The 20,966-nt window shown below is 55.3% G+C and carries 19 protein-coding genes and 1 other RNA gene; 10 read left to right on the top strand and 10 right to left on the bottom strand.

Annotation, left to right across the window (positions count from 1 at the left end):
- Window positions 1-65: 65 nt before the first annotated feature.
- The 4 genes from KK078_RS12300 to tsaD are packed head-to-tail and all read right to left on the bottom strand — an operon-like array spanning window position 66 to window position 2,770.
- Window positions 66-857 carry a C40 family peptidase gene (locus tag KK078_RS12300; protein ID WP_254090575.1) on the bottom strand — a complete coding sequence of 264 codons (792 nt, stop codon included), beginning with the start codon at window positions 855-857 and terminating at the stop codon, window positions 66-68.
- 43 nt (window positions 858-900) lie between these two features.
- Window positions 901-1,365, bottom strand: coding sequence for an SsrA-binding protein SmpB (smpB, locus tag KK078_RS12295; RefSeq protein WP_254090574.1), 465 nt, complete (start codon window positions 1,363-1,365; stop codon window positions 901-903).
- Window positions 1,362-1,751 (bottom strand): thioesterase family protein, encoded by a 390-nt coding sequence (locus tag KK078_RS12290; RefSeq protein WP_254090573.1) that lies wholly within the window; start codon window positions 1,749-1,751, stop codon window positions 1,362-1,364. The genes smpB and KK078_RS12290 overlap by 4 nt, the downstream gene beginning before the upstream one ends.
- Window positions 1,752-1,759: 8 nt before the next feature.
- Window positions 1,760-2,770: a tRNA (adenosine(37)-N6)-threonylcarbamoyltransferase complex transferase subunit TsaD gene (tsaD, locus tag KK078_RS12285; protein WP_254090584.1), complete on the bottom strand. Its 1,011-nt coding sequence runs from the start codon at window positions 2,768-2,770 to the stop codon at window positions 1,760-1,762.
- Window positions 2,771-2,780: 10 nt separating this feature from the next.
- On the opposite strand from tsaD, the gene KK078_RS12280 reads away from it, so the two are divergent.
- From KK078_RS12280 to KK078_RS12260, 5 genes are all read left to right on the top strand, one after another.
- A complete protein-coding gene (locus KK078_RS12280) occupies window positions 2,781-7,400 on the top strand; it encodes a translocation/assembly module TamB domain-containing protein (RefSeq protein ID WP_254090572.1) in 4,620 nt (1,539 codons plus the stop codon).
- Window positions 7,369-8,268, top strand: a complete 900-nt coding sequence (locus tag KK078_RS12275; protein ID WP_254090571.1) for a DUF2279 domain-containing protein — start codon at window positions 7,369-7,371, stop codon at window positions 8,266-8,268. The genes KK078_RS12280 and KK078_RS12275 overlap by 32 nt, the downstream gene beginning before the upstream one ends.
- Window positions 8,269-8,368: 100 nt before the next feature.
- Entirely contained in the window at window positions 8,369-8,782 is a 414-nt protein-coding gene (locus KK078_RS12270; RefSeq protein WP_254090570.1) for a YbjN domain-containing protein, read from the top strand.
- Between the two features lie 92 nt (window positions 8,783-8,874).
- An RNA gene (gene rnpB, locus KK078_RS12265) (RNase P RNA component class A) lies at window positions 8,875-9,277 on the top strand.
- A 61-nt stretch (window positions 9,278-9,338) separates the two neighbouring features.
- Window positions 9,339-10,490, top strand: a complete 1,152-nt coding sequence (locus KK078_RS12260) for a sigma-54-dependent transcriptional regulator (RefSeq protein ID WP_254090569.1) — start codon at window positions 9,339-9,341, stop codon at window positions 10,488-10,490.
- Between the two features lie 164 nt (window positions 10,491-10,654).
- Here KK078_RS12260 and KK078_RS12255 read toward each other — a convergent pair whose 3' ends face one another.
- Entirely contained in the window at window positions 10,655-11,728 is a 1,074-nt protein-coding gene (locus tag KK078_RS12255) for an o-succinylbenzoate synthase (RefSeq protein WP_254090568.1), read from the bottom strand.
- Window positions 11,729-11,807: 79 nt separating this feature from the next.
- Here KK078_RS12255 and KK078_RS12250 point away from each other — a divergent pair, with 79 nt between their 5' ends.
- A complete protein-coding gene (locus KK078_RS12250; RefSeq protein ID WP_254090567.1) occupies window positions 11,808-13,013 on the top strand; it encodes an S-adenosylmethionine:tRNA ribosyltransferase-isomerase in 1,206 nt (401 codons plus the stop codon).
- 104 nt (window positions 13,014-13,117) lie between these two features.
- Here the strand turns inward: KK078_RS12250 and KK078_RS12245 are convergent, their stop codons facing one another.
- Genes KK078_RS12245 through miaA form a run of 3 tightly spaced genes read right to left on the bottom strand, consistent with a single transcriptional unit; the run spans window position 13,118 to window position 15,771 of the window.
- Complete coding sequence (locus tag KK078_RS12245) at window positions 13,118-13,489, bottom strand: hypothetical protein (protein WP_254090566.1); 372 nt, start codon at window positions 13,487-13,489, stop codon at window positions 13,118-13,120.
- Between the two features lie 13 nt (window positions 13,490-13,502).
- On the bottom strand, window positions 13,503-14,822 hold the full coding sequence (locus KK078_RS12240; RefSeq protein WP_254090565.1) for a glycosyltransferase family 4 protein: 1,320 nt from the start codon (window positions 14,820-14,822) through the stop codon (window positions 13,503-13,505).
- Between the two features lie 25 nt (window positions 14,823-14,847).
- On the bottom strand, window positions 14,848-15,771 hold the full coding sequence (gene miaA / locus KK078_RS12235) for a tRNA (adenosine(37)-N6)-dimethylallyltransferase MiaA (RefSeq protein ID WP_254090564.1): 924 nt from the start codon (window positions 15,769-15,771) through the stop codon (window positions 14,848-14,850).
- 83 nt (window positions 15,772-15,854) lie between these two features.
- On the opposite strand from miaA, the gene KK078_RS12230 reads away from it, so the two are divergent.
- Genes KK078_RS12230 through KK078_RS30655 form a run of 3 tightly spaced genes read left to right on the top strand, consistent with a single transcriptional unit; the run spans window position 15,855 to window position 18,564 of the window.
- Window positions 15,855-16,208 carry a hypothetical protein gene (locus tag KK078_RS12230; protein WP_317195898.1) on the top strand — a complete coding sequence of 118 codons (354 nt, stop codon included), beginning with the start codon at window positions 15,855-15,857 and terminating at the stop codon, window positions 16,206-16,208.
- Window positions 16,205-16,972 (top strand): MBL fold metallo-hydrolase, encoded by a 768-nt coding sequence (locus KK078_RS12225; protein WP_254090563.1) that lies wholly within the window; start codon window positions 16,205-16,207, stop codon window positions 16,970-16,972. The genes KK078_RS12230 and KK078_RS12225 overlap by 4 nt, the downstream gene beginning before the upstream one ends.
- A 29-nt stretch (window positions 16,973-17,001) precedes the next feature.
- Complete coding sequence (locus KK078_RS30655) at window positions 17,002-18,564, top strand: NFACT RNA binding domain-containing protein (RefSeq protein ID WP_254090562.1); 1,563 nt, start codon at window positions 17,002-17,004, stop codon at window positions 18,562-18,564.
- A 107-nt stretch (window positions 18,565-18,671) separates the two neighbouring features.
- On the opposite strand, the gene pyk is transcribed toward KK078_RS30655, so the two are convergent.
- Complete coding sequence (gene pyk, locus KK078_RS12215; RefSeq protein WP_254090561.1) at window positions 18,672-20,102, bottom strand: pyruvate kinase; 1,431 nt, start codon at window positions 20,100-20,102, stop codon at window positions 18,672-18,674.
- 64 nt (window positions 20,103-20,166) lie between these two features.
- Window positions 20,167-20,589: an IPExxxVDY family protein gene (locus tag KK078_RS12210; RefSeq protein WP_254090560.1), complete on the bottom strand. Its 423-nt coding sequence runs from the start codon at window positions 20,587-20,589 to the stop codon at window positions 20,167-20,169.
- Between the two features lie 115 nt (window positions 20,590-20,704).
- Between KK078_RS12210 and KK078_RS12205 the strand changes: the two genes are divergently transcribed.
- Window positions 20,705-20,944 (top strand): acyl carrier protein, encoded by a 240-nt coding sequence (locus KK078_RS12205; RefSeq protein ID WP_025537672.1) that lies wholly within the window; start codon window positions 20,705-20,707, stop codon window positions 20,942-20,944.
- Window positions 20,945-20,966 lie beyond the last annotated feature (22 nt).

Here is a 20,966-nt window from a genome sequence, read left to right as displayed (position 1 = left end):
ATACAAAGCAACGGTTCCGGGACGAGTAAACGGCGATCAGGAACGCGGGAAACCCTTTCTGGGCTTTACTCCGGCAGGATGCGCCGGATGTGCGAGAAGGCGTATACGAGCTGTTTGGTATCGAAATCCTCGATGCCGGCCTCCCCTACCCCGTCGATGCGCACGCGGCCCGACGCATGGATGATCTTGTCGCCTCCCTGGAAAATACCTGTGTGGATGATGCGTCCTTCGGCATCCTGAAAGAAGAACAAGTCGCCGGGTTTGCGCTCGTGAAACGTTTTGACGGTCTTTCCCTGGTTGGCCTGTTGCCACGCGTCGCGCAGCAGCGTATACCCGCACAGCTTAAAGACCATCTGCGTAAAGCCCGCCGCGTCGATGCCAAACGGGCTTTTACCTCCCGCCTGGTAAGGGGCGTTGAGATACTTGGCCGCCTGCCTGTACAAAAACTCGGGCTCGCGTTTTTGCCCGAGGTTCTTGGCTTCGCCGTTAAAGGCAAACTGTTCTTCCATCTTGAACAGCTCGGAGCTGGAGATGGGGATCATGCTGCCCATCAGAATCGGGATCGGGCTTTTGTGATACAGAATGCTGGACGTGAGGTCGGTGGTGATCTTGAACTCGGTCCGGTTGAGGTAGTCGAAGTACTCCCGCGACACGCTGTGGTGCTGGCGTGCGTCGAGCCATCCCTCGTATTGATCATAGGCTATGCGGATGCGTATCCACGCGCGATCACGCGTTTGCTCGGTCACTTCGTAGTGCTCGCCAAACAATAACTGGGTTATTTGTGCAGACGTATCGGCCGCAGCGGCACGCACCGGTATCACACTGAGCCGGCATACACCGTAATCTGTATACTCCATCAATTCAATCGGGGGTCTTTGAACTATAAAAAAGTCGGACTTCTTATTTCAGCTTTAGCCGGTCCAGCTCACGCTTCGCATCCCGCTCGCGCATGGTGTCGCGTTTGTCGTGCAGCTTCTTACCACGGCCCACGGCGATCTCTATCTTTGCCAGACCGCGATCGTTGATGAACAGGCGGGTCGGCACCACGGTCAGGCCCTTCTCCTCCATCTTGCCCTCCAGCTTTTTTATTTCAGAACGCTTCAACAGCAGCTTCCGTTCCCGGCCGGCTTCGTGGTTATAGTGCGTACCTTGCGCGTATGGCGTGATGGTGATCCCCTTCACAAATAGCTCTCCCCGGTTCATGTAGCAGTACCCGTCCTGCAGGTTGACCTTGCCCTCGCGGATCGATTTGATCTCGGTGCCTCGCAGCACCATGCCCGCCACGTAGCGGTCGAGCAACTCGTACTCATACCCGGCCTGGCGGTTCTTGATGTTAATATCGTTCGAAAATCTCGGTTTCGTCATGGTTGTTTTAATAGTTGCCCGATCTTGCTGCGCTTCAGGATCTTCTGTCCTGTGCGCCCCGTGGCGATGAGCCGGTCGCCTACGGATGCCTCCAACGTACACAACAGCTCATGGTTGTGTTGCGATTCGATCCGGGCGGTAAAGATAATCTCTTCTCCCGGAAAAGCCGGGGATTTATGATCGATGCTGAGGTGTGTACCGATACCCTCCTCGTCGTCGTCACACATTTCGAGCACGAACAGGCGGCTGGTCCACTCCATGTCGCGGGCCAGGGCAAACGTAGAGCAGACGGCGTGCACCAGACCGTTGGGGAATGCCGCCAGGTCGGCCGCCGCTACCTGGTGGCGGTACGCGCGGGTGTCACCTTCGGAGAAGATCTTTTTCATCGTTCGGGTTATGCCGACAACGGCATCCGCGCCAGCGGCGTTACGTCCAGCGGTGCAAACAAGCCGCGCTGGTATTTATAGTGGGCCGCCATGGCGATCATGCCGGCGTTGTCGGTACAATATTGAAAAGCCGGAATGAACACGTCCCAGCCGTGCTGGCCTCCCAGCGCCTGCAGCCGCTGCCGCAGCCCCTGGTTGGCTGACACGCCTCCCGCGATCGCCACCTGCCGGATGCCCGTCCGGGCGCAGGCCTGCTCCACGCGGGTAAGCAGCATCGACACGAGGTGATGCTGCAGGCTGGCGCAAATATCGGCCAGGTTTTCTTCCACAAAGGCCGGGTTCTCTTTCTTTTTATCACGCAGGAAGTATAAAAACTGGGTTTTTATACCACTAAAGGAGAAGTCCAGGCCGGGCATGACGGTCTCCGAAAATTTATAGGCACGCGGATTGCCCTGTTGGGCATGTTTATCGATCAGCGGCCCGCCGGGATATGGCAGGCCTAGGATCTTGGCGGCTTTGTCAAAGGCCTCGCCCACGGCGTCGTCCTGGGTCTGGCCGATCACTTCCATGTCGAGGTGATCTTTTACCAGCACGATCTGGGTGTGGCCGCCGCTGACGGTCAGGCATAAAAACGGAAACGACGGGCGGGGCTCATCAATAAAGTGGGCCAGGACGTGCGCCTGCATGTGGTTGACTTCGATGAGGGGTATTTTCAGGCCCATGGCCAGCCCCTTGGCAAAAGAAACGCCCACCAGCAGGGCACCCATTAAACCGGGGCCGCGGGTGAACGCGACGGCATCCAGATCTGTTCTGGTAACGCCCGCGCCCTCCAGGGCGGCGTCTACCACGGCCACGATGTTCTGCTGGTGCGCACGCGACGCCAGCTCGGGCACAACACCGCCGTATTTTTGGTGTACCGCCTGTGAGGCGATAATATTATTAAGTACCTTGCCGTTTCTAATCACGGAGGCAGAGGTCTCATCGCATGAAGATTCGATGGCAAGGATAACGGGACGCATATGTTGAAGCATGAACCTGCAAGTTATCAAAAATAGGATTCGGAAGATACTTGTCTACTCCGTTACGGCCGTTCTGTTCCTGTTCATCTCCGCCTTCCTGGTATTGCAGATGCCCCCCGTTCAAAACTGGCTCGTTTCGCGCCTGTTAAAGGATTTTACACAAGTCACCGGTTTTCCGACCACCGTAACAGGCTTTCGCATGCTTTGGTTCGACCGCCTGGAGCTGACCGGCGTCAACCTGTATGACACCGAGCAGAACCGCATGATCGGCGCCAAAGAGATCCTCATCAACTTCAAGCTGCTGCAGCTCCTCCACCAGCAGGACATCAACATCGACGGCATCTACGTGGACAGTGCCCATGTTTTTCTGACCATGATCCAGGAATCGGACACGGCCCGGAACCTGAACATCAACGTCTTTATCGACCGCATCAATGAAAAATTCTCCTCGGGCAGCAGTGGCGGCGGTACCGGCCGCACGCCGCGGGTAAACATCGGCGAGGCCTTTCTGAACCGCAGCCAGTTGACCTACATCGACCAGGACAGCGATACCGTGCCGCAGGGTTTTGACTACCACCACTTCTCGCTGGCGGTAGATGAAGGCCATCTCAACAGCTTTGTGGTACTGGGCGATACCACGGAGTTTTATGTCCGGACACTGATCGCTCAGGATCAGAAAACGCAATTCAAGGTCAAGCAGCTCTCGACCTTCTTCCGGCTCTCGCAGGCGGGAATGGAGTTCACCGGCCTCAACGTCCAGGCGGGAAACAGTACTGTATCCGACACTGTCCTGTTCCGCTACCAGGGTCACCGCGCGTTGAGTCACTTTGTAGACGAAGTGACGGTCCATGCACACCTTACCAATACGGTGATCGAACCCGAGGACCTGGAGCTCTTTGCCCCCGGAGTACGACGGTTGGGGCAACCCTTAACCGTCAGCGGTACCTTTAACGGACGGGTAAACAAATTCAAATACACCCAGATGGAAGTGGACATCGGGCGGTCGCGGTTAACGGGATCGCTGGAGATGGAGGGTCTGCCCAACATCAACGAAACGTTTATCGTCCTCAACCTGCGCAATTCCACGCTCGATCCGAACGACATCGCCTTTTTGTTCAACGAGCAGACGCTGGCGCGCCTGCGGCCCATGGGGGACCTGGCCATGCACGGACAGTTCCTGGGCTACCCCAACGACTTTGTGGCAAATGGTACCTTTTCCGGGCGCCTGGGTACGATCCGCTCGGATATCAACTTAAAAGTGAACGAAGAAGACATTAACAGATCGGTATACAAAGGACGCGTGTCGCTGATCAACTTCGACCTGGGCACGTACCTGGAAGACACCACGATGTATCAACACGTAAGCCTCGACGGCCAGATCGCCGGCGCAGGCCTGACACAAAAGACCGCCGACTTTCAGCTCAACGGCCGGGTAAGCTCTATCGGCGTCAACAAATACAACTATACCAACATCCGTACAGATGCCCGCTTTGCTTCCGGCTTGTTCCGCGGGTTGATCGAGATCAACGATCCCAACCTGGAACTGACCGCACGCGGTTCGATCGACCTGCGCGAGGGCCGCAACCAGATCCGCATCCGCGCACGACTGGACACCGCATATTTACACAAGCTCAACCTCTCGCGCGATACACTCTTCTTGCATGCCCGTGTCGCGGCAGACATCCAGGGCCTGACGCTGGACTCGCTGCGCGGTACCGCCGATGTGACCGATCTCATCCTGGATTACAATCAGGAACGCCTGAAGCTCGACCACGTGCTGGTAGACGCCCAGCGCGACCAGGGCATGCGTTCGTTCAAAGTACAATCTACCCTGGCCGACGTAGAGGCCAGGGGGAACTATAACTTCTCCGACATCTCGTATGATATCCAGACGTTGATCAAGGAGGTATCGCTTAACATCCGCAACGACCAGCGCGAGATTGCCGAGTACTACCGGCTGAAGACGTATAAGCCTAAATCCTACGAAGCACAGATCGCCATCAACCTGAAAGACATCCGCCCGATAAACGATCTGCTGAACCTGAACCTGTCGCTGGCGCGCAACACACGCATCGACGGCCGCTTTACCAGCGGGCGCACCACCATCATCAACCTGTACACAGCGTTCGACTCGCTGGAGTACCAGGGCAAAGTATTTATCAATACCGACATCGAGCTCACGACCTCGAAGATTGCCGACAGCACCAGCGTGCTCTCGATGCTCACGGTAAACTCCGAGCGGCAGATCCTCAGCAAAAACCTGAAGACCAAGAACCTGCTGGCGGAAGCGATCTGGAACAAAAACCACATCGACTTCGGTCTCGATGCCGATCACGACGGAAAGAACAACTATGTACGCCTGAAGGGTGGAGTCGACTTCCTGCGCGACAGTACGGTGGTCACCATGGCTCCTTCCGACGTGAAGATCCTCGAACGCAACTGGTCGTTCATGCCGCGCAACTATGTGGCCATCCGCGGCAGCGACTGGACCTTCCACGACCTGGCCCTGGAGAATGCCGAGCAGTACCTGCGTGTAAACGGTAAGATCTCCAAAGATCCCAATGAAATACTATCGCTGAACGTTCATAACCTGGACCTGTCGCTGCTGGACGTACTGACCGATCTGAAGTTCCGCGGCATTGCCGAGGCGCAGGTCGATGTAAGCCACTATTATCAGGAGCCTACATTCCAAAACACATTACACGTAAAAGATTTCACCATCAACGATTTCCTGGTCGGTGACATCTCGACGCAAAACCGGTGGGATACGACCGAGCGCCGGTTTGACATCAACTTGTTTGTCGACCGCTCGCAAAGCCGCATCGTTAACCTGACAGGCCATTATACTCCCGGGTTAGCCGACAGTCCGCTGAACCTGTCGGCGCGCCTGGAGAAAGCAAACCTCAAGATTGCCGAGCCCTTTCTGGGAGAGATCTTCAGCCAGATCGGCGGTACGGTGTCGGGCGACTTCCGCATCACCGGTACGCTGAACGATCCGGCGATCCGTGGTGAGGGCAAGGCCGAAGACGGCCAGATCATGATCAACTATCTCAAAACGATGTACCGTTTTACAGGTATCATCGGGCTTACACCAACATCCCTATACTTCAAAGACATCGAGCTGGCCGACGTGCTGCGCAACAAGGCGCGGCTCAACGGCGCCATTAACCACCACAGCTTTTCCGACATGACGATCAACCTGGATGCGCGGTTCCGTAACTTTCAGGTACTAAACACGGCGCACAAGGACAACAGTTTGTTCTATGGGCAGGCCTATGCCACCGGCGACCTGAACTTCAACGGGCCACTATCGAACCTGCGCATCACCTCTACGGCGCGTACCGAAAAGAATACGCATATCTATATCCCGTTGAGCGGTTCGTCGTCATCGGTCGACAAGAAGGAATTTATCTCGTTTGTCAACTTCAAGGATACCACCTTCACCAAAAAGATCGAAGGGAACCTCAGCAATCGCGTAAACCTGACCGGCCTCGCCTTTGATCTGAACCTGGACGTAACACCCGATGCCTACTGCGAGATCATCTTCGACCAGAAGTCGGGTGATATCATTCGCGGCCGGGGCAACGGCGATTTGAAGCTTCAGCTCGACACAAAGGGCGAGTTCAATATGTTTGGACCGTTCGAGTTCACAGAAGGCTGGTATAACTTTACACTGTACGATATCATCAATAAAGAATTTACGGTGAAGAAGGGCAGCCGTATCACCTGGTATGGCAACCCGTACCAGGGCACGGTAGAGATCGATGCCTCCTACAACCAGATGGCATCGCTGGCACCCTTGATCACGATGAAAGACCAGTCGGCCGGTACATCCCCGCAGCTGCAACGTAAATATCCCGTACAAGTGTTACTGCGACTGGACGGGCCCATGATGTCGCCCGAGATCAACTTCGATATTACGGCAAAGGATCTGCCGAAGAACGTACAAACGGAAAGCGGCAATGCCGTGAACCTGGACCTGGAATTTACGGCGTTCAAAAACAAGCTGGACGAGCAGGAGCTCAAGCGCCAGGTGTTCAGCCTCATCGTACTGCGTCGTTTTTCGCCGCCGGAGTCGTTTGATGCGAGCGGGTCGGTTGTCAACAGCTTGAGCGAGCTGCTGTCCAACCAGCTGAGCCACTGGATGAGCCAGGTGGACGAAGACCTGGTGGTGGATGTGGACCTGGGCTCGATGGACCAGGAGACATTCAACACCTTTCAGCTGCGGTTGTCGTATACGTTCCTGAACGGCCGTCTGCGCGTGACCGGTGACGGTACGTTTAACAACACTTCCAACTCCCCCAACGGCGGTACCACGCCCGGCACACAAACGAACCCTTCCAGCGTCGCCGGTGACTGGACGGTAGACTATATGCTGACCGCCGACGGCAAGCTGCGCGTAAAGATGTATAGCCGCACCAACGTCAACCCCGTGCTTAGCTCGGTGAACACCAACCAGAACTCCATCACGACGGGCGCAAGTATCATCCACACGCAAAGCTTTAACGAGCTGCGCGACCTCTGGCAGACGGCCCGCAAGCGCCGCCGGCAGCGGGAAGAGGAGCGCCAGAACGGAAACCGCGACGCAATCAAAGAAGATGATGACAACGACCCTGCCGGCACGGAGTAAGCACTGCCTGTGCCTGCTGTTGTTCCTGGTTTCGATCAGCGGCTTTTCACAAGTGGATTCCGCCCAGCATGTAAACAAACGCCGGCTGCGCGGCCTCGTCATCGGTGGCGCGGCTGCCTATGGCGTGACGCTGGCGGGCCTCAATCACCTGTGGTATACCGACACGCACCGGCAGTCCTTCCGGTTCTTTAACGACAATGCCGAGTGGAAACAAGTCGACAAGCTCGGACATTTTTACTCCGCCTTTTACTTTAGCGATGGCACTTCGCGGGCATTACAGGCTTGCCAGGTGCCCGCCCGCAAAGCCGACCTCTGGGGTGCCCTCACGGGCTTTGCCGTATTGGTGCCCGTCGAAATATTCGATGGTTTCTCGGATGCCTACGGTGCCTCTACCGGCGACCTGGTCGCCGACGCGGCGGGTGCTGCCTTCTACCTGGGCCAGTCCTATCTCTGGAACGAGGTACGCATTCACCCCAAGTTCTCTTTCCACCGCACGGACTATGCGCCGCAGCGGCCCAACACGCTGGGTAAGGGCCTGCCCGACGAGATTTTAAAAGATTACAACGGTCAGACCTACTGGCTGTCGGTGGACATGGACAAGTTTATACACTTTCCCAAATGGCTGAACCTGGCCGTGGGGTATGGCGCGCAGGGTATGGTCTATGCCCGTGATTCGCAGAACCTGGCGGCGGGGTACGGTGCGCCTTATCGGCAATATTACCTTTCGCTGGACCTCGACCTGACGGCCTTTAAAACGAGGTCCAAAGTATGGAACACACTGCTTTTTGTGGCCGGCATGATCAAGGTGCCCGCGCCATCCGTCGAATTCTCCGCACGGGGCACTCGTTTTCACGCTTTTTATTTCTAACTTAGGCGGTATAACACCTAAATAAATCACATAGTGGATGGTCCTTTTTAGGGGCCATTTTTTTAACTTCATATACTATCCACTTTAAAACCTACCATATATGATCTCTACTTTACCAGGCTTCATGGAGTACGTTGAGAAGTATGCCGACCACATCGGGGGTCAATACACCGACTACGACCATACCAAATCCGTGATCGTTGTACCGATCAACGGCAGCCGTTTCCAAACGGTACTGGCCAGCGCGCAAACGAGCCCCGTATCGGGTCGCGAGCAGGCGCTCTTTACCTCCAAGGTTTGTGAGTTCACACCCAACATCGACCTCCGGGCGCTGCTGGAACAAAACGCGCACTTCGATTATAGCAAGTTTATCCTGGAAGAGGGCTATGTAAAGGTGGAAGCCTCCTGCCTGTCTGAGACAGTGTCGGAAGAGCAGGTGAAGGAGATGATCCAGGAAGTAGCACAGCTCGCCGACCACTATGAGCTGAAGCTCACAGGCAAGGACATTCACTAGTCTGCATTCATCCGGCATTCTTTATTGCCCGCGGGAGTTCCATCCGTGGGCTGTTATGCTATTTACTTTCATGCTTTCGCCGTACCTTTGTAGCGGTGAGCCGCCTTATCGCTCTTTTGTCACAAAAGGGAGGAAAGTCCGGGCAACACAGGGCGGCGTACTTCCTAACGGGAAGGTCTCGTGCCGGCGACGGCGCGGGAACAGACAGTGCCACAGAAAACAAACTACCCGTGAGGATTTATCCTGACGGGAAAAGGTGAAAAGGTGAGGTAAGAGCTCACCGGGCGGCTGGCGACAGTCGTTGCAGGGTAAACCTTACGCGTTGAAAGGTCAAATAGGTTCCGGGCTTCAAGCGGCCCGCTTGGCTGCAGGCTTCACGGTCTGTAGCACCGGAACGGGTAGACTGATAGAGCCTGTCTGTGAAGACAGGCCCAGATAAATGATAAGGACTCCCGCAAGGGATGACAGAACCCGGCTTACAGGCTTGCCACTTTTAAACCCACTCCACCGACCCCGGTGTAGTGGGTTTAATTTTTATACGATACATTTACGAAGTATGGCCAAGATTCTGATCATTGAAGACGACGCGCGCATCCGCGCGATCCTGAAAGAAATCCTCGAAGAAAAAGAGCACGACGTTCAAGAGGCCGCCGACGGCCAGGAAGGTTTTAAGAAGCTGGAACAAGGTGGCTTTGACCTGTGCCTGTGCGATATCAAGATGCCTAAAATGGACGGTCTGGAGGTGCTGGACAAAGTGAAGGAAGCAGGCATCACCACGAACTTCATCGTGATCTCGGCGCACGGCACCATCGACGTGGCCGTCGAGGCCGTGAAGAAAGGTGCTTTCGACTTTCTCCAGAAACCCTTCGACCTGGGCCGCCTGGAAATCACCCTGCGCAACGCCCTGGATAAAACCAACCTGGTGAAAGAGACCAGGACCCTTCGCAAAAAGATCTCTAAGAAGTTCGATATGGTGGGCGACTCCGAGCCTATCCGCCAGGTAAAGGAAATGATCGAAAAGGTCGCGCCGACCGATGCCCGCGTACTGGTCAATGGCCCTAACGGCGCCGGGAAGGAACTGGTGGCACGTTGGCTGCACGAAAAGAGTAAACGCGCGGACGGCCCGCTGATCGAAGTGAACTGTGCCGCCATCCCGTCAGAGCTGATCGAGAGCGAATTGTTTGGCCATGAGAAGGGTTCCTTTACGTCGGCCGTTAAGCAACGGATCGGAAAGTTCGAATTGGCGGAAGGGGGCACACTCTTTCTGGACGAGATCGGTGATATGAGCTTGTCGGCGCAGGCAAAGGTGTTGCGTGCCTTACAGGAAAGTAAGATTACACGGGTTGGCGGCGATAAAGAGATCACGGTCAACGTACGGGTGGTGGCGGCTACAAATAAGGATCTGCGGAAAGAGATCGAGGAGCATCGTTTTCGCGAAGACCTGTTTCACCGGCTCAGTGTGATCATCATTAAAGTGCCCGCGTTGAATGACCGTAAGGACGATATACCGCTGCTGGCCGATAAATTTCTGCAAGACATAGCGGATGAATATGGCGCGCGGAAGAAGTCGTTTGACGCTGCATCGTTGAAAGCATTACAGGCACATAACTGGACAGGCAACATTCGCGAGCTGCGCAACGTAGTAGAAAGACTGGTGATTATGGGGGGGGATGAGATTACGGCAGACGACGTAAAACGCTATCTCTAAAGCACATCCGGTTACAGCGACCTTTTAGCGACCTTACAGTGACCTTACAGCGACCTTATAGCGATGTTGAGCCATACTTGAGCCATACTTCAACCATATCCAAGCCCTGCTAAAGCCGTTCCTGCATTATCCCCAGTACGCCGTTGGCTCATTGCCGGAGAATGCTAAATACCGGCCATATTCCACACCCTGGCAGGATCGTATTGAATGGCCCCCTGTTTCACGACTAAGGGCGACGGTATATTCTCGGTATAGATGGCCCCTGTCCCAAGCCCCTGCGGCATATTCATCGCTGCGCTATACTCCGCTGTAAACTGACAAATTGCGTTCAAACCGATATTCGATTCCAGCGCGGATGTAATCCACCATCCTACTCCATGCCGCTCCGCAGCAGCGATCCACGCGCGGCAGCCCGACAGCCCGCCGTGCAACGTAGGCTTTAGTATTATATACGCCGGCTTCAGCCGCGCGATGAGCGCTGCACGTTCCTCCCCTTCTACACCGATCAGCTCTTCATCCAATGCCACCGGCACGGGCGACTGCTGGATAATATCCGCTAACGCTGGCAGTCCTTGCTTAATGGGCTGCTCGATGGAATGGATGTTATACTTTGCCAGCGCTTCCAGCTTCAGCAACGCCTCCTCGGGTTTAAAGGCGCCGTTGGCGTCCAGGCGGATCGTCAGGTTCTCGCGATAATAGCGTTGCCGTATGTAGTGCAGCACGTCGCATTCGCGGTCGAAGTCCAGGCCGCCTACTTTCAGTTTGATGCAGGTAAACCCTTTGGCGATCTTGTCGTTGATCTGCTGCATCATAAAATCCAGGTTGCCCATCCAGATCAGGCCATTGATGGGAATGGTCTGTCCTTCCACAAAAGCGTTTTCGAAGATCACCCGCCGCCCGCCGTGTTGCCAGTCGAGCAGGGCCGTCTCCAGGCCAAAGGTAATGGCGGGAAAGCCTGCGGGTGCCGTCTGCCCGACCCACGTCAGGGGCAAGTCTCGCAGGCTCTCTGTCTGCATCACTTTTTGGAGCGTAGCCTGTAGCGCGTCCTGAAAGTCCGGCCGTGCGTCGATGCTCAGGCCCGGCAGCGGGCCGCATTCGCCCAGGCCGGTTACGCCCGGGGCGGTGTCGTCCCAAAGTTTGATGAACCACGATGTCTTATCGCGCATCGGCCCACGCGAGGTACGCGCCTGGAAATTGAACTCGAAGGTTTTCTGTGTAAATGCTGCATGCACGGCCATGACTGTAAAATAAATTTAATTCGGGCAGCGGTGGAAATTGTCCCCGACAAATCTGGCGTACGCTGTAACTTTGGCGCCTATGAAGGCCATCGACATGCAGGACTACACGTATGCGCTCCCGCCCGAGCGGATTGCGCATCACCCGCTTCAGCAACGCGACCGATCGAAGTTGCTGCTGTACCGGGGAGGCTCGATCCAACACGAAACGTTTGCGTCCCTGCCCGACTTCCTGCCGCCCAACACCCTGTTGTTCTTTAACGACACCAAGGTGATTCCCGCACGGCTGCACTTTACCAAAGATACCGGCGCGACCATCGAAGTATTTCTGTTACACCCGGTAGCCCCGTCGCCCCTGATTGCCGAGGTGATGACGGCGCAGGGCTCGGGCACCTGGAAATGTACCATCGGCAACCTGAAGAAGTGGGCCGAGGGCGCCGTGTTGGAGAAGGATGTGCAAGGCGTGCCCCTGCGCGCCCGCCTGCTGGACCGTGTAGAAGGCCTGGTGGCTTTCGAGTGGCCTGCCCCCCACGCCTTTGCCGAGATCATTCAACGCTCGGGGGAAACGCCGCTTCCACCCTACCTGAAGCGGGACGCCGAAGCCGCGGACCGTGAACGCTACCAGACCGTTTATGCCCACCACGAGGGCGCCGTGGCTGCCCCCACAGCTGGCCTGCACTTTACCCCCGCCGTGCTGGAAGCATTACAGGCAAAGGGTGTTCTGACGGACTTTCTGACGTTGCATGTCAGTGCCGGCACCTTTCAACCGGTCAAGGTTCAACACGCGGCAGATCATACCATGCACACGGAGCAGATACTGGTTACCCGCCGCAACCTGGAAAACCTGTTGCAACCTGAGCGGTTTATCGTGCCGGTAGGAACAACTTCCATGCGCACATTGGAGAGTTTATATTGGTATGGGGTGCGGCTAAAGGCGGACCCGGAGGCGCCATTTATTATTACGCAGCATGATCCTTACATGACGTATGAGGCGTTGCCGTCTACGACCGGGGCGCTGGAGCGTGTACTGGCACGGATGGATGCTTTGCAGACGGATATTTTAACGGGCGATACCAGTATCTATATCATGCCGGGGTATACCTTCCGGGTTTGTAAGGGCCTCGTAACCAACTTTCATCAGCCTGGGTCTACGCTGATCTTGCTGGTGGCGGCATTGGTTGGGGAAGATTGGAGGCGGATCTATGATGAGGCGTTGGGGAATGGGTATCGATTCCTGAGTTATGGCGATAGCTCTTTGTTGTTGCCACGCTTGCTGGCGCAAGTTTAAGCACCCCGTTGGCGGAGATGCGGTCCCGATATCGATCGCGGATGCCGGAAACTGTCAGCAGTTTATAAATGCCGTGTAACTACATCGCGTGCCTATACTCACTATTAGTATCCCTGCCAAACGAATATTGCTTCCAGAATACTGAAAAACAATATAAATACAGGAAAAAGAACTGTATCAAAAGCCTTTTGAACCAGCGCCTGCAGGGATTGGTTTTCGTTTTTACGTGGAAGAACGAAGATCTTATGAATTAAGAATTTCAGCGCCATTAAAGAAATTAATCCAGCCGTTATATACAAAGGCTCTATATAACGCTCTCCATTCAGCATGATCAATACAATGATACCTACTATCACCGGCAATGCCACGAGCCAGACTTTCTTCCTATTGACTTCATAAACCGGACTCACGTTCAACAGGAGAAACGCCAGAATATTTAACACAACGAGAAGTATTACAAATAAAAGTTTTTGCATAAAGCCTTTTTCTTTAAAGTTTTGCTGGCTCTAACATATCCGCTACACTCCGCGCAAGCTCCTTCCGTGAGTATAGCAAATGTCCGTTACCCGTAGCCGCCTTCAGCTCACTCTGCTGCCAATGGCGGAACACATTCAGAATAAAGGCCTTGATCGCGGCGGGATTCTTATCATCGATCATCGCCCCTGCCCCGGTTGCATTTAACATGGCTGCGGCATCACCATGCTCGGGACCTACGCCCAGCACGGGCAGGCCTGTGGCTAAGTATTCAAACAGCTTACCCGGCAGATACCCTTCAGCATCTTTATATCCTGTGAGAACTACCAGCAGCAACGACGACTGGCCGTATAGACTCATCAGCTCTTTGTGCGGCACATTGCCCATGAACAGCGATATACTGTTCAGCACAGGGTCAGCTGTAACAAAGGCGCGGAACTGCGGGTGTACTTCGCCTGTGAACTCGATGCGAACCCGCCCGCGGAAGGCTTCGTCCTCTTCCATCAGGGCTTTCACGGCCAGCATGAAGGGGCGCGGGTTATTCTTTTCGTTGATGATGCCGACGTGGCGGAGCACAAAGTTTTCGGTGGGCCGTACCTGTACGTCGCGGAAATCGTCCGTATCAAAGCCGTTGGTGAGCAGGTGCACACGGCGCTGGCCGAGCTGCTCGAACTGGCGCACGTAAAAGGGGGTGACGGTAATGACCTTGTCTGCTTCCCTCAGCACGCAGCGCTCCAGGCGGCGGTGCTGGCCACGGGCGAAACGGCCGGCCATGAGGCTGTCCAGCAGGCCCCACTCGCTCCAGGGGTCGCGGAAGTCGGCGATCCAGGTCAGGTTGGGGTTCTTGCGCTTCAGGCGACGGCCGATCAGGTGCATGCTGTGCGGCGGGCCGGTGGTGATAATAGTCGGAATATTGTGTTCTTTCAGGTATTTGTGCAGGTGGCGCACGGCGGGGCGTACCCAGAACACGCGCGGGTCGGGTATGAGCATATTCCCGCGCACCCACGTGCTGATTTTCTGGAACAGCGACTTGGGTCCGGACGATGCCACCAGGTCGGTGGGCTTCGCGGATTTCCTGCGGCCAAACCAGCCGGACATCTTGAAGAAAGCCTCGTACGGTTCCCAGATAGGCAGCTTGATCACCTCGGCCTCGGGTGGTACGTCCTTGAGCAGCGACTCATCGCGAATGGCAAAGGCGGGGTTCTCGGGCGTGAATACATAGGGCTTGCAGCCAAACTGCGGCAGGTATTTTACCAGCTTCAGCCAGCGCTGTACGCCACTGCCTCCGCTCGGAGGCCAGTAATAGGTAATGATGAGTACTTTCTTTTCCGTCACGGGTGTAGGGCTTCTTCGTCTTTCGTTATACGGCCGCAGAGGCCATCGCTTGTTCTATATCGTGTAGTATACTGTCGAGTTCAAACGGACTATACCAGCGCATGGCCTCGTCGCGCTGGAACCACGTCAGCTGTCGCTTGGCATAGCGCCGTGAGTTGCGCTTGAGCAAGCGGATCGCCTCGTCGCGGTCGTATCGGCCGTCCATCCAGTCAAAGATCTCCTGGTAGCCTACCGTCTGCAACGCGTTGTGCGCGCGGAAGGGATACAATGCCCGGGCCTCCTCAAAAAGGCCGGCATCGATCATGGCATCCATGCGCGCGTCGATGCGGGCGTAGAGCTGCTCGCGTGGCAACGTCAGGCCCACGCGGTGAACGCGAAAGGGCAGTGTGTGTTGCCGCTGCGTGCGGAAGGCGGCAATGGACTGTCCCGTACCGCGCTTGACCTCCAGCGCACGGATCAGGCGGTGGGGATTCTGGCGGTCGATGGTGGCCAGCAACGCGGGGTCCTCCTCCTCCATGCGTGCCTGCAGCCAGCCGATGCCGTGCGCCTCGAATTGCCCGATCAGCTCGGCCCGGATGGATTCGGCCACCTCGGGGATGTCGTCAAACCCTTCCAGTACAGCCTTGATATACAGGCCCGAACCACCACAGAGCACCAGCACGTTGTGCTCCCGGAACAGCGCGTCGATCAACGCCAGCGCGTCGCGGCCGTATTGGGCGGCATCGTAGGCGGTATCGATCGAGTGGCTGTCGATAAAATGATGGCGCACCTCGGCCTGCTCTTCGGGTGTGGGCTTGGCGGTGCCGAGGGTCATTTCGCGAAACAGCTGACGGGAATCCGCCGAGATCACTTCCGTGTGGAAATGCTTTGCCAGGGCGATGGCAACAGCTGTTTTTCCAACGGCAGTGGGTCCGGCAACGACGATCAGATGCTTGTTTTCCTGCTTCAAGCCCGCAAATTACGCAATAAAACCACGTGACCACGTGTGGACATAAATGCTTATCTTGCCCCCTGGAACAGACAACAACCACGATGATCAAATACACGACCCAGTTTCTGCTAAAAATGGAAGAGATGATCACTGAGTCTGACTATACCTTGCGCTATGAGAAGGGCAATTTCAAGTCGGGCTACTGCGTGCTGAAAGACCAGAAGATCATGATCGTGAACAAGTTCTTTACCACCGAAGGAAAGATAAACGCGCTACTCGATATCCTGAAAAATACCACCCTCGACCCGACCAGGTTCTCCGACAAAAGCCGCAAGCTGCACGAGGAGCTGAACCTGCCGCAACCGCAGGCCCAGGAAACCGCAGAGGGCACCCCGGAAGGAGAACAGCCGGCGCCGCAAGCCTCAGAGGGTGAACAACAGACCACCGCCGCTTGAAAATAACGTTCCTTGGCACCGGCACTTCACAGGGTGTGCCCGTGATCGGCTGTACGTGCGACGTATGCCGCTCGCTGGACTACCGTGATAAGCGCTTGCGCACGGCCCTGCACATCGCCATCGACGGACAAAGCCTGGTGATCGACACCGGCCCCGACTTCCGCCAGCAAATGCTGCGCGAATATATCGAACGCCTCGACGCCGTGCTCTTTACGCACGCCCACCGCGACCATACGGCCGGCCTGGACGATGTCCGTGCCTATAACTTTTTACAGGACATGGACATGCCCATTTATGGCACGCAGGCTACGCTCGACCAACTGGCCGTGGAGTATGCCTACGCCCTGTCCGGCCCCGTCTATCCGGGCATCCCCCGCCTGAAGCTGCTGCCTATAAACGAAGATGCCTTTACGGTCAACGGTATTTCCATCCTGCCGCTGCCCGTCATGCACCTGCGCATGCCGGTATTTGGTTTTCGCCTCGGCAACTTCAGCTATATCACAGACGCCAACTATATCCCCGAAGAGACCTTCGAGCGCCTGAAGGGCACCGAAGTGCTCGTGCTCAACGCACTGCAGCGCGAGCACCATATCTCGCACTTCAACCTGGGCGAGGCCCTGGATACCATCCAACGTATCGCGCCGAAACAAACGTACCTGACACACATCAGCCACAAGCTGGGCCTGCATGGCGCCGTTCAACACGAGCTGCCCGCCTCCGTCGCGCTGGCGTATGATGGTCTTCAGGTCGATATTGTTTCGTAAGTTTATACCTGTCGTTTTATTTTATACAGGTGCACAACAATTATTATTTTCTTCGTCCCCTCAGTCAATCGCTCGACGCGCTCCTGCGTGGCACGGTTATCTCCGAGTGCTTCAGCCAGAATAAAGACGAGCTGATCATCCGGTTCGAGACGCATACAGACCCGTTCTTTATCAAGGCCAGCCTGGAGCCTGCGTTTTCCTGCCTGGCCTTCCCGACGAACTTTCATCGCGCACGGAAAAACAGCGTCGATCTGTTCCCGATCCTGATCGGCCAGCGTGTAGCGTCCGTACGATGCCTGGAAAATGAACGCAGCGTGGCGCTTACGCTCAGCAACGACCTCACGTTGTTATTCAAGATGCACGCCAACCGCGCCAACGTGCTGCTGTTCGAGCAGAACGCCGTAATCGCGCTTTTCCGAAACAACCTGCCCGCCGACGAGGGGCTGGACCTCTCGACGCTCGACCGCACGATAGACTGGTCATACGAAGCGTTCGAACAACACCAGGGCAACCTGGGCGCGCTGTACTTCACGTTCGGGAAAGTTACCTGGCGGCACCTGGCCGAACAGGGCTTTGACACGCAGCCGCCGGATGTACGCTGGCAGATGATCCGGCAGGTTCGTGCATTATTGAGCAAGCCGGTGTACAGCATTGCGGAAGCGCACGGCACGGTATACCTTTCGTTACTGCCGGCGCCGAACACAGTGCGTGAATTCACTGATCCGATCGAGGCGATCAACGAATTTTTCCACACCTATACACACCGGGCAGCGTTTGTACGCGAGCGGCAATCGGCCGTCGCGGCCCTCCGCGAAAAGCTCAAGGGCAGTGAAAGCTATTATCAGAAGACCTTCGAGAAGCTCGCCGAAGTAGAGAGCGATACGAACTATAAAACGTGGGCGGACCTGATCATGGCCCATATGCACACATTACGCCCCGGACAAGAAACGGTCACGCTGCCCGACTTCTACAACGACCAGCATACCGTTACCATCAAGCTTAAAAGAGACCTCTCGCCGCAAAAGAACGCCGAGGCTTTCTACCGCAAGGCCAAGAATCAGCACATTGAAATACAACGGCTGCAACAGTCGCTCGAGACCAAGGAAAAAGAGATGGCGGCGCTCCGGCACGAGATTGCCACCCTGGAAGCTGCAACCGACCTGAAGTCGCTCCGCGCCGAGGTGGGCCGCAACCCGATCTTCAGCGTCAAAGAGAAGCAGCCCGTACCCCTGCCCTACCACGAGTTTATATACCACGGCTTTAAGATCTGGGTAGGCAAAAACGCGCAGAGCAACGATGTGCTGACGCTGCGCTACGGCTACAAAGAAGACCTGTGGCTGCACGCCAAAGACGTGCCCGGTTCGCACGTGTTGATCAAACACCAGGCAAATAAACCCTTTCCCAAGGATGTCATCGAGCGCGCGGCCGAGCTGGCCGCGTACAACTCCAAGCGCAAGACCGAAACGCTGTGCCCTGTGGTCGTAACGCCGCGCAAGTATGTGCGCAAGCGCAAGGGCGACCCCGCGGGGGCTGTAGTCGTAGAACGCGAAGAGGTTATCCTGGTCGAACCGCGACTGGAAAGGACAAACTAGATTAACCCGACCCCCGTTATATGGGAACGCCATAAGGCAGACCGCCTCTATGCAAAGAGGCTGCCCCGGGTGGAGCAGCCTCTTTCTTGCGTATGTTCTCGTCGTGACTATTTCACGATGTTGATCTTGAGCGTGTTGGTGCGTGCTTTCTCCTGGATCGGCATGCTGGCCAATACAATGATGATGTCGCCCGTCGTCACGTGACCTTCGCGCTTCAGCACTTCTTCTACATCGGCGATGGTCTCGTCGGTCGAGTTCACCTTGTCGTAGAAGTATGCCTGCGTACCCCACACCAGGTTCATCTTGGTGAGCAGCGAGGCGTTGGATGTAAATACAAAAATGTTGGCATTCGGGCGGTATGCCGACGACTTGAAGGCCGTATAGCCCGACTGTGTCATGCCTACAATTGCTTTGGCACCTACGTCTTTGGCCAGCTTACACGCGGCCAGTACGAAGTTGTCGTGGATGTAGGTAGACGAATCTTTTTGAACTTCGCGGAAGCGGTAGTACGTGTTCGGGCTCTTTTCCACCGAGGCGACCGTGCGCACCATGGAGCGGATCACCTCGATCGGGAATTTGCCGGCGGCAGTCTCGGCCGACAACATCACGGCGTCGGCGCCATCCATCACGGCGTTGGCCACGTCGTTGGTCTCTGCCCGTGTAGGCCGCGGGTTTTCGATCATGCTTTCCATCATCTGGGTAGCGACGATCACCGGTTTGCCGGCGCGGTTACACTTCTCTACCAGCATCTTTTGTACCATCGGCACTTCTTCCAACCAGATCTCTACACCCAGGTCGCCACGGGCCACCATCACGGCGTCGGTAAGGTTGATGATCTCGTCGATGTTGCTGAGGGCTTCGGGCTTTTCGATCTTCGCCACGATGCGGGCGGTCGATTTATGCTCGTCCATGATCTGGCGGAGCTGTTGAATATCGGAGGCTTTGCGAACGAACGACAGGGCGATCCAGTCCAGGTCGTTGGCCAGACCGAACTCCAGGTCTTTCAGATCTTTTTCGGTCAGCGACGGGGCCGACACTTTTGTAAAGGGCAGGTTGATGCCTTTGCGTGACTTCAGCGGTCCGCCATAGACAACTTCTGTTACAACATCATTGCCGCGTACCTCTTTTACTTTCAGCTCGATCTTGCCATCGTCTACCAGGATCGTGTCGCCGATCGTCACATCGTTGGGGAGGTTTTTATACGAAGTGCTTACAAGCTCGCGGTTGCCCACCAGGTCGCGCGTGGTAATGATCAGTTCCTGACCCGGCTCGATGATGATGCCCGGCTCCATTTCGTCCACGCGGATCTTGGGGCCCTGGAGGTCTTGCAGCAAAGAGACTGTCGTACCCATCTCTTTGTTTATCTCGCGCACGTACTGGATCACCTTGAGGTGGTCTTCGTGTTTACCGTGTGAGAAGTTGAGGCGGAATACATCCACACCCTCTTTCACCAACGCACGCAGCATTTCTTTTGAGTTGGAAGCAGGGCCTACAGTGGCAACAATTTTAGTCTTGTTGTACGATACTTTTTCTAACATAGGTTAAAGGAATATTTCTCTGGATATGGTGGTACTATGAAGGGCGTCAGTGAGCATCCGGCGATCAAAAGATAAAGTTTGATTTTGACTTCAGGCCTTCCATGGGAATGAATGCAGCGAACTGCACGGAGGATATGGACTTGATCAACTCCAGCAACTGCGGATGGGCGTACTGATCTTTCATAGCTGCCAAAATTATAAAATCGAAGTGAGGAAATTCAGGGATTAGGAAATACTTTCCCGTGTCGCCTTCGGCAGGGCGGTTTTTAAACAGTTTCAAACGATTGATCTGGGTTTCAAAGGCATAAAAAGAAAAGCTGCGTTCATCGTTATTTTTGAATCCAACGACCAAATCGGGCTGTTTTACAAGCTGAATGTGGAGCGCCTGGTTCATATCCCAGGCCAGCTTATACCCTTTTGCCGCCGTGGTCAACCCCAGCAGATCGAAGTCGTATTCATAGTCGATGACGAGCTTGCTTTTTTTCATTTTTTATACTATTGGTACCATTTTTTACCCCCTGGGAGCGAGTTCAAAAAAGTTTGACAATATTGACGCAAATCTCTTTCTTTGCACAGATTTTTAAATCATAAACCTTAAAAACATGTCTGAAATTGCACAAAAAGTAAAACAGATCATCATCGAAAAACTTGGTGTTGAGGAATCTGAAGTTACTCCCGAGGCCAGCTTCACCAATGATCTGGGTGCTGACTCCCTCGATACTGTAGAACTTATCATGGAGTTCGAAAAGGAATTCAACATCTCTATTCCAGACGATCAGGCTGAAAATATTTCCACTGTAGGCCAGGCCATCTCTTACCTGGAGCAAAACGTGAAGAAATAATTGACAACAGTCTTTCTACAAC

The organism is Dawidia soli, from assembly GCF_018598185.1.
GTDB lineage: Bacteria > Bacteroidota > Bacteroidia > Cytophagales > Cyclobacteriaceae > Ohtaekwangia > Ohtaekwangia soli.
This window is presented reverse-complemented; position numbering and strand designations above follow the sequence as displayed.